This is a genomic window from Klebsiella sp. CN_Kp091, from assembly GCF_040065095.1.
In the GTDB taxonomy this organism is placed as follows: domain Bacteria; phylum Pseudomonadota; class Gammaproteobacteria; order Enterobacterales; family Enterobacteriaceae; genus Klebsiella; species Klebsiella aerogenes.
The window spans coordinates 602,707-615,116 of record NZ_JBEAIO010000049.1; the positions used below are offsets into that span (position 1 = coordinate 602,707).

Genomic DNA, 12,410 nt, shown 5'->3' on the forward strand with positions numbered 1-12,410 from the left:
CTACGCCTTATCCGGCCTACAACGGCGAAACTGCGCTTTCTTCGCCGTCGTCATCAGCGTTACTTCCCGGCTTCCGGATGGGTATCGAACGCCGCCATCACCGCTGCCAGCGCGGCTTCGCTGAACCCGTGTTTTGGGTCGTCTACACCTAATCCGAAGCGGGTTTGCAGCGCTTCATACAGCGCCGACACGTCCGCAAGATCCACCTTCTCCACCACGTGGTTCTTGTCCCAGTGGGTAAAATGGAAATTGGTCAGCGTCATTTTCCCGCCGTCCGGCAGATGACGACACATCAGCAGATGGTGACGAAAATGGGACTGCGGCCAGTGCGCCGACCAGAAGTTGCCCATCACATAATCAGAAGCATACTGCCGCCCCAGATCAAAATGGTACATCGACTGCCAGTGTTCATGATGATTGAACTGCAGTGTCCACTCATCGCCTTCGCGCACCAGTCGATATACACCATGCGGTGTATGCTGCGGAATATCGGCCAGTAGCTTAATCGGCGCGGTCAGCGTCTGGCCGCCGAAGCCGACGTCGGCAATCCAGCGTTCGCCTTCGACCTCTACCAGCAGCAAGCGATGGGTACGCGGCGGCATTTGCGGCGGATTAGCCAACACCACGCGCCCCAGCAGGCTGCGAACCGAAAAACCGATCTCGCTTAACGCCCGCTGCAAAAGCCCGTTCTGTTCAAAGCAGTAGCCGCCGCGGCGGGCGGTGATTAACTTCTCTTCCAGCGCGCGATCGTCAAGATGGATTTCACGCGGCAACAATACATCCAGGTTCTCAAACGGGATCGCGCTATTGTGATGGCTATGCAATTCCCGCAGGGTGTCTATGGAAACATCGGGGGTTCCCGTCCAGGCCAGACGAGTAAAATACGCGCTTAAAAATGGGGTCATCAACGCCTCCAGTTTTTGGTGTCCGACATTTATAGCGTATTTTTGCCACGCCACGGCGTATTTTGTGCGATCGCGCCCGCTGAGATCTCATTTACGTCGCGGTTGACGTATTGATTACTTTTGTATTGTGAATAAACTACTTACAGGCATTCGCCCACTCACCAAGGAACGCTTATGAGCCGTTTTCGCCACGTGGAACTTCAGTACGCCAGCCGCCTGCTCAACCACGGCCCGACCATTATGATCACCAGTTATGATGCGCAATCCGGACGCCGCAACGTGATGTCCGCCGCCTGGTCGATGCCGGTTGAATTTGCCCCGCCGCGAGTGGCTATCGTGGTGGATAAAAGTACCTGGACGCGCGAGATCATTGAGCGTAACGGCGCCTTTGGCATTGTGGTGCCGGGCGTGGCCGCCGCCAGTTGGGTCTATGCGGTCGGCAGCGTGAGCGGGCGTGATGAAGATAAGTTCAATGCTTACGGTATCCCGGTGGTGAATGGGCCCGAACTGGGGCTACCGTTAATTGAAGAGAAATGCCTGGCGTGGATGGAATGCCGTTTGCTCCCCGCCACCGCGGCACAAGAGCAATACGATACGCTGTTTGGCGAAGTGGTTGCCGCCGCGGCCGATGAGCGAGCCTTCACCAGCGGGCGCTGGCAGTTTGATGATGACAAACTCAACACTATTCACCACCTCGGTACCGGCAATTTTGTCGCCAGCGGCCGTCACGTGCAGGCGAATACGCCACATAATTAACAGAACGACGGCAACTCTGCCGTCATTCCCTTTCAGCATCTTTTAGAGTAAGTGATAAGACGGCGGGCTTATCATGAAGCGATGAAAGTGACTTCCACCTTTAAGGTTAAAGTTTGCTTTAATTTTATCTAAATGCGCATAAATGGTTTTTACCCGCAGTCCCAACGCTCTGGCAATGGCGTTCACCGGAGTGCCTTTGGCGACATGATCAATAATCATCATTTCTCTTTCGCTGAGCGGAGCCCCATCTTTTGCCTTCATTACACTAAAATCCGGTTGACCATCATGATGATATAATTGCCGATGTTTGATCGTTAACAATAATTTTTGAACATTGACTATGGTTTCACGACTGCTTACCCATAATATATTTTGGCGAAATAAAAGCCGCCGTGAGTGAACGTTTCTGGAGGTGCTCACACCCAGAATCATGCCCTGATAAAATTGAGATAGCGCATAAATATGCTTGTAATCTTGATAGCCATGTAACGGCAATATAATGAGATCCGCTTGCTGTATAGAATGATTACAAAAATCCAACACAGCGTAATCGATCTCATTATCGTCAGAAGCTATCTGTTGCAGACAGTGTTCCACGCCCAGTCGGAACCAAATATCCTTACTATTAATTATCACCTTCAATTTTATAACCTTAACATGAAAACGACAGGCATACCTTGAATACGGCAGACCCTATGGCTATTAATTTAGCTCGGATAGCTCACAAAGCTGAACGGTCGCATCATTATTCTGGCAGAATGGTTTATGAGTTCTTACCGAATAAACACTCGTAACGTAATGACTATTGATATAATAACCCTGAGTCTTAACGCGTAATATAATATCTTGTTCGATGCCGATATCCTTCAGGATCCGACGTAAATTTTGCATCACTTGCCATAAACGTTGTGATGAAGGCCTTAAATCATTTTTCTCCCAGACATGCACCATCAACTCTTCATCACTAACCATTCTTTCAAGACCATGTTCAAATAAATACTCAATTAAACAGGCCATCGTTTTTCGTAGACGGATGTTTTTTCTATTACCACTTACAGTAGCTATTTCCCGGTACTTCAAGAAGTAAAAAAAATCATCCTCTAATTGGTAACCAAGTAACGCACTACCTATTATCATTCATCTCTCCATGATAAAAATCATCATTTCAAAGGCAGGTTACATGGCAAATCAGCAATCGCCTAAACAATTTTGATATGCATAATAATCAAAACATAAAACTACATTTAAATACATACGAAGCGCAATACACTATATAGTTTAATATTATCAGTTATTTATGTTGATTAGGATTATTCTTAAATGGCCGATTACTTTACAAAAGGTAAATTAATGAAAGGTATGGAAATCAAAAAAAAGCCACTTTTATTGATCTAGATCAATAAAGTGGCATATCTTTCGCTCAAGTAAAATTGACCTCGGCCGATGGTAGTCTATTTAGCGTGACGAAAATGCGCTAACGGCGGCCGGTCTTTTACATTCGGTATCCCGGTTTCTTAATCAAAGAATCCATCTGCGGCGCGATTTCATTATCCCATACCTGCTGCCAGTCGCTCTGCTGCACCTGATTGAGCGCAACGCTAACTGAACTGTCTTTTGTACTAAGATGGCGGATCAGAACTTCAGTGATTTCCGCAGCCAGCGCATTTTTTTGCTCTTCGCTCAGTTCACGGGGAAAACATTTAATATCAACATGTGGCATAGCAGGCTCCTTATTATTGGGAATTTAAAACTATCACAGGTTTCCTGATGCAAGTCACGATTTGTGCCTTAGAGAAGATTATTGTCACGCAGTACCTGCTGCAGCTCCGCACGGCGATAAACCGCCTGCGCCACAGCGGCAAACTTTGGCGTATGCGCGGCAAACCACTCGCGCCGCGGCCCCCAGCTGTACATCGCGGCAATATAGCAATCCAACAGCGTGATATTCCCGCCTAATGCGTAAGGTTCGGCAGCCAGCTGCTGTTCCAGCCAGAGATAGAGTGATTTGCGGTATTGCTGACAGCTCTCACGCAGTTCGTCAGGCGCTGAGGCTGTCCAGCGTTCGGGATAGTCGGCATAGGTGAAGGTAGGATAAACGTTAGCCACCAGCCAGATCAGCAAACGTTGAAACTGCCGGCGCCGTGGCGTACCGGCTGGCGGCGCCAGATCCGGGCGCTCGTCAAGGATCATCAGCGCGATCGCCGCCGACTCCGTCATTACGCTGCCATCAGCCAGCAGCAAAGTAGGCACCTGACACAAGGGGTTGATCGCCAGCAGTTTCTCTCGCTGCGCGCCTGGCTGGTCAAAGCCATCGACATTGATAAATTGATAAGGGATGTTGGCCAAGGTCAACATCATCTCGCTTATTGCCGAGCCCCACCCCGGCACACCATACAATTTCATCATCGTCAGCTCCCAGGCAGAAAACTTTTAGCGTAGCACTAATTCCGCGCGGCGCTGAATTCGCGCCAGGCGACGATGGCCACCAGTACCACCGGAATAAGTACCGAGTAAAAGCCCGCCAGGATGTAACCCAGCGCTCCGAGCCCTGCGCCCAGCAGAAAACCTAGCACCGAAGCCCCCGATTTTTTGATTTTCTCTCTATTCTCGCGGTTGGGCGCCTGACACCAGTTCACCACATCGATGGTTAACTGCGTAACGTTGCCGGTCATCATCGTACTCGGGCTGGTGGTGGGTAATAATAAACGGGTGGTTGCATTCCTCACCCCCATCGCCATTACGCCTGCCATCCCGGTAATTAACGCGGTCGCGCTATCCGCGCCGACAAAGGGCTGCCACAGCAGCCCCAACAGGCCAAAAAGCAGCAACAGCAGGATCTCGACAACGAACAAGCCGCCAAGGAAGCGCGGCGTGATAATTTTTCGACGTTTGATAACCAGCGTAACGATCGCCACCGCCAGCATAAAAACAGGTATGGCGAGCAGTTTCGATAAAATACCTTCGCTGTTGGTGGCCAGGGCCGCCCCCGCCACCACCAGGTTTCCCGTGACGTGGGCGGTAAACAGGCCAAACAAGGTGATGAAGCTGATGGTGTCGATAGCGCCGCCGGAAGCGGCGAGCAACGCGGGCTCACGATGATGCTGCCAGCGTTGCTCCAGTAAGAGTTGGTTTTCGGCCACAGTGATTAATCCATTAAAAAGACACACGATGTAGCCATGAGTATAGCAATCCCTGGTTATGAATAATCATTGCATCAATAGGTTATCCCCGGCGGATTGACCTCCGATTGCCTGACTTCCTCCCCCTGTTCCCCCCAGCGCGCGAGCACCTGCTGATATTCGCCGCGAGCGATCGCGCCATTCAGCGCCGCCTGCAGCGCGTATACCAGCCCATTGCCTTTTTTAGTGGTGGTTGCCACCCAGGCTTTTTTGGGACCGAGCCCGACAACTTTGGTTTTCCCGTTTAATGCCGCCTTATAAGAGGCCACCGACTGCGGGCCAAAAAAGACGTCCGCCCTGCCCGACTGAATATACAAATTGCCGGAGGCATCGTCGGTAAGGTATACCGGTAATGCCGGTCGCCTTCCCGCTGCTTCGTTTTCCGCATTCCACCCCAGCAGGATCCGCTCCTGGTTGGTGCCAGAACCGACAATGACTTTACGTCCTGACAGATCCTCTGCATTAGCGATATGGGTAATCTCACTGGTTGATTTCACCGAGAAGGCCAGCGAGTCAACGCGGTAGGTGGCGAAATCGAACTTTTCTTTACGCTTCTCGGTCACCGCGATGTTAATCAACGCCACATCGTAACGCCCTGACGCGATCCCCAAAGGCCAGTCCTCCCAGGCCGTTGGCACCAGTTTCAGTTTCAACCCCAGACTACCCGCCAGCAAACGGGCAATGTCCGGGTCGCTGCCGATACGCGTGCGGTTGTCGCTGGCCAACAGCGCCAGCGGCGGCGAATTTAACGCCGAAATCGCCACCGTTAGCACACCAGGCTCCACAAAACGGTAGTTCGGCGGGATTTTACTCACCGCGTTATCATCTCGCGTTACCGGCAATGGCCGTTCATTGGCGCGCAAATCGAGTTCGGCGCGCGCCTCGCCGATGCTCAGGAGCAGCATGAGCGCTGCAGCTAATTTCCTCATGCCAGCACCCGCGATAAAAATTGCCTGGTGCGCTGATGTTGCGGATTATTTAAAACTTCATCGCTGCTGCCCTGTTCAACGATTTTGCCATCGACCATAAACACCACCTGGTCGGCGACCTCGCGGGCGAAGCCGATCTCGTGTGTTACCACCACAAGCGTCGTCCCGGAGCGGGCAAGTTTTTTAATTACATCGAGCACTTCGCCCACCAGTTCCGGATCCAGCGCGGAAGTAGGTTCATCAAATAAGATCACGCGCGGATTGAGCGCCAGCGCGCGGGCGATGGCGATGCGTTGCTGCTGGCCGCCGGAAAGATGCCGCGACCAGGCATCCGCTTTGTTGCGCAAACCGACAATGTCCAACAATTCATACGCACGAGCAATCGCCTCTTTCCGACTGGCCTGTTTATGGGCAATCGGCGCTTCAATCAGATTCTCCAGCACCGTCAGATGCGGGAACAAATTGAAGTTCTGAAATACATAGCCCACGTTGACCCGCTGGCGGAGAATCTCTTTTTCTTTCAGCTCGTACAGCTTGTCGCCTTTACGGCGATAGCCGATATAGTCGCCATCAATCTGGATAAACCCTTCATCGACCCGTTCAAGATGGTTAATTGTGCGCAGCAATGTCGATTTTCCCGAACCGGACGGCCCCAGGATAACCGTCACCGTCCCCGGCGCTATTTCCAGCGAAACATCATCCAGCGCTTTATGACGGCCAAAGTATTTACTGACCCCGGTTATCGAAATATGACCATTACGAGAGTTGAGCATGGACGGCCTCCTGCGGCTGACGAGCCGGCTGGGTCACGCGATTATTACGCACGCTATTTACCGCCGAGCGTCGTTCGCTGCGCGCCAGCGCGCGTTCTACCAGGTATTGAATTGCGGAGAGCACGCTGGTAATTACGAGGTACCACGCGGCGCCCACCATCAGTAGCGGGATCACTTCCTGGGTGCGGTTATAGATCATCTGAATGGTGTAGAACAATTCCGGCATCGCCAGTACGTAAACCATCGCCGTCCCTTTTGCCAGGCTGATGATTTCATTGAACCCTGCGGGCAAAATGGTGCGCAGCGCTTGCGGCAAAATGATCCGCAGCGTGCGTCGCCAGGCCGGGAGTCCCAGCGCAGCGGCGGCCTCATACTGCCCGTGATCCACCCCCAAAAAGCCTCCGCGGATAATTTCAGCGGTATAGGCGCTCTGCACCAGCGTCAGGCCGACCACTGCCGTGGAGAACTGCCCCAGTACGTTGATAGTCTGGTAGCTCGCCCAGGTTACGCCGGTGAAAGGGATCCCCAGCGATAAGCTGTCGTACAGATAAGAGAAGTTATACAGAATGATCAACACCACGATTAGCGGCAGCGAACGAAACAGCCAAATATACCCCCATGCCAGACTGCTGAGCAGCCATGAGGACGACAAGCGGGCCAGCGCCAGCAGGCCGCCGAAGATGACGCTTAAAAGGGTGCCAAGTAGCGTGAGCAGCAGCGTTTGCCCCAACCCCTCAAGGATCACCGGATCGAAGAACCAGCGGGCGAATACCCCCCACTCCCAGCGCGGATTGAATGCGACCGACTGCAAGACAATCGCCAGCACCAACAGAGCCAATATCGCCCCGGCGATGCGCAGCGGATAGCGAGCAGGAACCACTTTGATCGTTTCAGATGATTGCATGATGCCTCCTTAAGCACTGTGGCTGAGGGTGCTAACCGCCAGCGCTTTACTGAACCGCAACCGCCCGTCATAGGGCGGGCGGCTGTATTCTTCCGGGTCGCGAGTGAGATCAAATTGCGCCTCGTACCCCTGGCTTAAATAGAGCTTTACCGCTTCCGGCTGGCGAAAACCGGTGGTGAGAAAAATATGGCTATAGCCTGCCAGCACCGCCCGGCGCTCCAGTTCCTGTACAACCCTGGCAGCCAGCCCCTGTTGACGCAGGCGTCGATGCGTCCAGATCCGCTTAATTTCCGCGGTGTGGGTGTCTTTCGGCTTGTAGGCGCCGGTGGCGATGATTTCACCGTCACGCTCCAGCACAATAAACAGCCCCTGCGGCGGCAGATACCATTCGGTTAATTCCACTTCCGCATCACGAGAAAAATAGTCGCCGTAACGGGCGGCGTACTCGGCAAACAGGCCGCTAATTATCGGCTGTAGTTCCGGCGCGTCCGGAGAAATATCACGAAATGCTTCGCTCATAGCGCCTCCTGTTAATCGCCCAGCCCGGCGGGGTTGATTTCCGATTGTGGGATACTCTCCACTCCCTCACCCCAGCGGTTGAGCACTTTGGCGTAGTCACCGCTGGCGATAGCGCCGTTGAGCGCCGCCTGGACGGCATTAACCAGCCCGCTGCCTTTCTTCAGCGTCACCGCGATATGCGCCGCCTTCGGCCACCCGCCGTCCACGCTGCCCACCAGCTTGGTTTTGCCAGTAAGGGCCGCTTTCCAGGCGCCTATGACGTTAGGGCCGAAGAACGCGTCGGCGCGGCCCGTTTGCAGAGCCAGCGTCTGCGCGGCGTCATCCTTGGTATAGACCGGTATAAACGGTTTAAGCCCGCGCTTAACGTTTTCCGCATTCCATGCCAGTAAGATTGCTTCCTGATTGGTGCCGGAGCCGACGATAATCTTCAGTCCGGCAATATCTTCCGCGTGGTCGATCTTGTTCAGTGGGCTGGTGCTTTTAACGTAAAAGCCCAGCGAATCTTTACGATAAGTGGCGAAATCGAACTTCTCTTTGCGCTCTTTGGTGACGGTAATATTGCTGATCGCGGCATCATATTTGCCGGAGGCGACGCCAAGCGGCCAGTCTTCCCACGAGGTCGGAACAACGTTGACTTCGAGGCCGAGGCTGTCAGCCACCAGACGCGCAATATCCGCCTCGCTACCGAGCAACGTTTTGTTATCATCAGAAAACACCGTCAGCGGCGGCGAGTTTAGCGCCGCAACCGCGACGGTAAATTTCCCCGGCACCGCCAGGTGCAGATCTTTCGGCAACAGCGCAATTGCCTGCGGATTTTTTGCCGTATGAATCGGGGTTTTATTGGCTTCCAGGCTAACTCCGGTGCCATTGATATTGACGTCCTGCGCCCACGACGGGGCGCTAATTGCCAACGCGAAGGCCAGCAATAGAGTTGATTTCTGCATAGCGCGGTTCTCTTTTATTATTTTTCGAATTGGTTAATGGGCAGATCCAGCCCCAGGCTTTCCCGCAGCGTGGTGCCTGGATAGTCGCGGCGGAACAATCCGCGCGCCTGCAGCAATGGCACCACTTCATCAACGAAACGCGGGAAGGTTTCCGGCGTGCCGCCCTGAATAATGAAGCCATCGGCGGCGCGTTGCTCGAACCACTGCTGCAGGCCGTCGGCAACTTCGCTGGCCGTGCCGGAAAACCGTGGGCGCGGGCTGGCAGCCTCCAGCGCCACCTGGCGCAGGGTTAATCCCCGTTCCCGAGCATTGCGTTTAATCTCATCGGTGGTGCTGCGAAAGCTGTTTTGCCCAAGATCGCCAATATCCGGGAAGGGTTCATCCAGTGGATATTGCGCAAAGTCGTGATGCTCGAAGTAACGACCCAGGTAATTCAACGCATCGTCGATAGAGACCAGTGCCGCCGTGGTCTGATATTGACGCTCCGCATCCTCCGCGTCGTCACCGACGATTACGCTGACGCCCTGAAAAATATGCAGTTGATCCGCACTGCGCTGATAGGCAGCCAGTTGGCTTTTGACATCCTGATAAAACGCCTGCGCTTCGGCTAATGATTCCTGGTGGGTAAAAATGGCATCAGCGTGGCGAGCGGCTAATTTTTTGCCGTCATCAGAGGCGCCTGCCTGGAATATAATGGGCCGTCCCTGTGGCGTGCGGGCAATATTCAAAGGGCCAGCGACTTTAAAGAAATCGCCATGATGATTAAGCGTATGCAGTTTATTTTTATCAAAAAACTGTCCGCTCTCTTTATTACGCACAAAAGCGCCATCTTCCCAGGAATCCCACAAGCCTTTAACCACCTGAAGATATTCGTCGGCGATGCGATAGCGCAGCGCATGATCGGGATGCTGGGCGCGAGAGAAGTTTTTCGCCGAGCCTTCCAGCGGTGATGTCACCACGTTCCAGCCGGCGCGCCCGTGACTTAAATGGTCAAGGCTGGCGAACTGTCGCGCGGTCGTGAAGGGTTCGCTATAGGAGGTGGAGAGCGTGCCAACCAGCCCCAGACGATCGGTCACCGCCGCCAGCGTTGATAATACCGTTAAAGGCTCAAAACGATTTAAAAAATGCGGAATGGATTTTTCGTTAATATATAACCCGTCGGCGACAAAAATAAAATCAAGCTTTCCCTGCTCGGCTTTTTGCGCCGTATCTTTCACAAATTCAAAATTAATACTGGCATCCGCCAGCGCCGCCGGATGACGCCAGGCAGACATATTTCCTGAGGCGCCATGTAAAATCGTCCCCAGACGTAATTGCCGTTTTTCAGACATAGTGACCCCTTCCCCTGTCAAAAATTAAATATGGTGTAATGCCTGTTCCGCCAGATCCGCGAAATAGCGCGCGGCTGGAGCAATGACGTTTTCATCCGGATTAAAGGCCGGATGATGCAGGCCGAATTCGCTGGCGCTACCTATGCTGACGAAAGCGCCCGGGATATGCTGCAGATAGACGGCAAAGTCTTCGCCGCCCAGGTGCAAATCGGCGTGATGCGTGCGATAACCGAAGCGGTCGGCCACCTCGCCGGCAAATGCCGCCCAACGTTCATCATTGACCAGCGCCGTTGGCCCGGCGTACCAGAAGACATCGATTTGCGCGCCGAAGGCGCTGGCGAAGCCGGCGGCGATTTCGCTGACTCTCACCTTAACCCGCTGCTGCACCTCACTGCTGTGGGTGCGCAGCGTTCCTTCGAGCTCCACGCTTTCCGGCAAAACGTTCCAGGTATTTCCCCCCTGGATGCGCGTTACGCTAAGCACCACCGAATCCAGGGTATTCACTTCGCGGCTGGCGACGCTCTGCAGCAGCGTCACCAGTTGACTCGCCAGCAGGATGGCATCTTTTCCTTCATGCGGCCGGGCGGCATGCGCCCCTTTGCCGGTCACTTTGAATACGAAGCGGTCGACGTTGGCGTAAAACGGGCCGCCGCGGGTGGCGAATTCGCCAACGGGTAAATTGGGCTCATTGTGCATGCCAAAGATGGCCGATACGCCGTCAAGCGCCCCAACGCGGATCAGCGTTTTTGCACCGCCGAAACTCTCTTCCGCTGGCTGGAACAGGATCCGCACTCGCCCCGGCAGTTGCGCTTCTCGTTCCTTTAACAACAACGCTGCGCCAAGCATTACGCTGGTATGTATATCGTGGCCGCAGGCATGCATGACGCCGGGATTTTGCGAGCGGAACGGCAGCCCGGTGGCCTCTTCTATCGGTAGCGCGTCAATATCGGCCCGCAGGGCGATGATTTTGTCGCCGCTACCGACTTCCGTCACCACGCCGGTGGTTAACTCGTAAGGTAGCAGCGGGAGGCCGCCGCTTTGCAACCAGTCGCGAATACGCGCGGTGGTTGCCACTTCCTGTAACGAGAGTTCCGGGTTCTGATGCAGTTCGCGCCGCCAGCTAATCAACTGTTGTTCGAAATTCATGGCGTTACCTCCGCGCCAAGATGCGCCTGCGCCAGCAACCCCAGCGATTCCAGCCGCGCACGGCCTTCGGCAATAGGGGTATCGATAATAAACTCATCAATTCCCCACTGCGCCTGAAGGGCATCGAGTTGTGCTTTAACCTCGTCTGCAGTACCGAATATGAGAGAAGACTCGCGGCGTTCGATGCGCGTGGGCGGACTCCCCGCCTGACGGGCAAAGGCCGCTGCCTGAGCTTCGCTACCCACCGTTACCCGCTGGCCGTTTGCCAGCTCGACGCCCCAGACTTCCACCTGCTTCGCCAGTTCGGCCGCGCTGGCGGTGTCTTGCGCAACAATTACCTGTACGGCCACGATGACCTCGCGGCGGCTCAACTCACGCCAGTTCGTCAGCACCTTCTGCAACAGATTTTTATCGCCATTGAGATGCGCGGCAAAAACGAAGTTCCAGTCCAGGCTCGCCGCCAGACGCGCACTTTCAACGCTGGCGCCGAGCAGGAAACCGTCCGCGCGGCGCGGCGGGATGGGGGTCGCGCGCAGGCTCTCCTCACCCTGACTTTCGGTCAACGTTAGCCAGTTATCAAGCTGGGCAAGCTGTTCGGCAAAACTGCCCTTCTCATACTGATGGACGCCCTGTTGTAGCGCGCGAGTGGCGAGCGGCAGACCGCCTGGCGCTTTACCAACGCCGAGATCGACGCGTCCTGGCGCAATACTGGCGAGCAAATTGAAGTTTTCAGCGACTTTGTAGGGGCTATAGTGCTGGAGCATCACGCCGCCGGATCCGACGCGAATCTGCCGGGTTTGCCCGAGGATCCAGGCAATCAGCAGCTCCGGCGACGGACTCGCCAATTGTTCCGCGTTGTGATGCTCGGCAATCCAGAAACGATGATATCCCCAGCGTTCCGCCTGTTGCGCAAGCGTTAACGTACGCGCCAGCGCCTGAGCGGCAGTTTCGCCGGGAGCCAGAGGACTTTTATCCAGGATACTGATTCGATAAGACATTTCGCAGGCTCGTTTTAATTAACATG

The 12,410-nt window shown here is 54.4% G+C and carries 13 protein-coding genes and 1 pseudogene; 1 reads left to right on the forward strand and 13 read right to left on the reverse strand.

Annotation, left to right across the window (positions count from 1 at the left end; genetic code table 11):
• Positions 1-59: 59 nt before the first annotated feature.
• Entirely contained in the window at positions 60-905 is an 846-nt protein-coding gene (gene nhoA, locus ABLV17_RS23475; RefSeq protein ID WP_308958664.1) for an N-hydroxyarylamine O-acetyltransferase, read from the reverse strand.
• Positions 906-1,079: 174 nt separating this feature from the next.
• Here nhoA and ABLV17_RS23480 point away from each other — a divergent pair, with 174 nt between their 5' ends.
• Entirely contained in the window at positions 1,080-1,661 is a 582-nt protein-coding gene (locus tag ABLV17_RS23480) for a flavin reductase family protein (RefSeq protein WP_213316149.1), read from the forward strand.
• Positions 1,662-1,703: 42 nt separating this feature from the next.
• On the opposite strand, the gene ABLV17_RS23485 is transcribed toward ABLV17_RS23480, so the two are convergent.
• From ABLV17_RS23485 to ABLV17_RS23540, 12 genes and pseudogenes are all read right to left on the reverse strand, one after another.
• Positions 1,704-2,297 carry a LuxR C-terminal-related transcriptional regulator gene (locus ABLV17_RS23485; RefSeq protein ID WP_308958672.1) on the reverse strand — a complete coding sequence of 198 codons (594 nt, stop codon included), beginning with the start codon at positions 2,295-2,297 and terminating at the stop codon, positions 1,704-1,706.
• 66 nt (positions 2,298-2,363) lie between these two features.
• A complete protein-coding gene (locus tag ABLV17_RS23490; protein WP_015705537.1) occupies positions 2,364-2,798 on the reverse strand; it encodes a winged helix-turn-helix domain-containing protein in 435 nt (144 codons plus the stop codon).
• Positions 2,799-3,153: 355 nt separating this feature from the next.
• A complete protein-coding gene (gene pptA, locus ABLV17_RS23495; protein ID WP_015366439.1) occupies positions 3,154-3,381 on the reverse strand; it encodes a tautomerase PptA in 228 nt (75 codons plus the stop codon).
• Between the two features lie 68 nt (positions 3,382-3,449).
• Positions 3,450-4,067, reverse strand: a complete 618-nt coding sequence (locus tag ABLV17_RS23500; RefSeq protein WP_308958665.1) for a glutathione S-transferase — start codon at positions 4,065-4,067, stop codon at positions 3,450-3,452.
• Positions 4,068-4,102: 35 nt separating this feature from the next.
• Complete coding sequence (locus ABLV17_RS23505) at positions 4,103-4,801, reverse strand: YoaK family protein (protein WP_047080862.1); 699 nt, start codon at positions 4,799-4,801, stop codon at positions 4,103-4,105.
• Positions 4,802-4,875: 74 nt separating this feature from the next.
• A complete protein-coding gene (locus tag ABLV17_RS23510) occupies positions 4,876-5,745 on the reverse strand; it encodes an ABC transporter substrate-binding protein (RefSeq protein WP_113373291.1) in 870 nt (289 codons plus the stop codon).
• 20 nt (positions 5,746-5,765) lie between these two features.
• Positions 5,766-6,542, reverse strand: a complete 777-nt coding sequence (locus ABLV17_RS23515) for an amino acid ABC transporter ATP-binding protein (protein WP_113373290.1) — start codon at positions 6,540-6,542, stop codon at positions 5,766-5,768.
• Complete coding sequence (locus tag ABLV17_RS23520) at positions 6,526-7,446, reverse strand: amino acid ABC transporter permease (protein ID WP_087859556.1); 921 nt, start codon at positions 7,444-7,446, stop codon at positions 6,526-6,528. The genes ABLV17_RS23515 and ABLV17_RS23520 overlap by 17 nt, the downstream gene beginning before the upstream one ends.
• A gap of 9 nt (positions 7,447-7,455) precedes the next feature.
• Positions 7,456-7,965, reverse strand: a complete 510-nt coding sequence (locus ABLV17_RS23525) for a GNAT family N-acetyltransferase (RefSeq protein WP_087859555.1) — start codon at positions 7,963-7,965, stop codon at positions 7,456-7,458.
• 11 nt (positions 7,966-7,976) lie between these two features.
• Positions 7,977-10,240 (reverse strand): annotated as a pseudogene (locus tag ABLV17_RS23530) (NtaA/DmoA family FMN-dependent monooxygenase).
• Between the two features lie 24 nt (positions 10,241-10,264).
• Positions 10,265-11,386 carry a M20 peptidase aminoacylase family protein gene (locus tag ABLV17_RS23535; protein WP_308958667.1) on the reverse strand — a complete coding sequence of 374 codons (1,122 nt, stop codon included), beginning with the start codon at positions 11,384-11,386 and terminating at the stop codon, positions 10,265-10,267.
• Positions 11,383-12,384 (reverse strand): MsnO8 family LLM class oxidoreductase, encoded by a 1,002-nt coding sequence (locus ABLV17_RS23540; RefSeq protein ID WP_308958668.1) that lies wholly within the window; start codon positions 12,382-12,384, stop codon positions 11,383-11,385. Before ABLV17_RS23540 ends, ABLV17_RS23535 begins: the two co-directional genes overlap by 4 nt.
• Between the last annotated feature and the right edge of the window lie 26 nt (positions 12,385-12,410).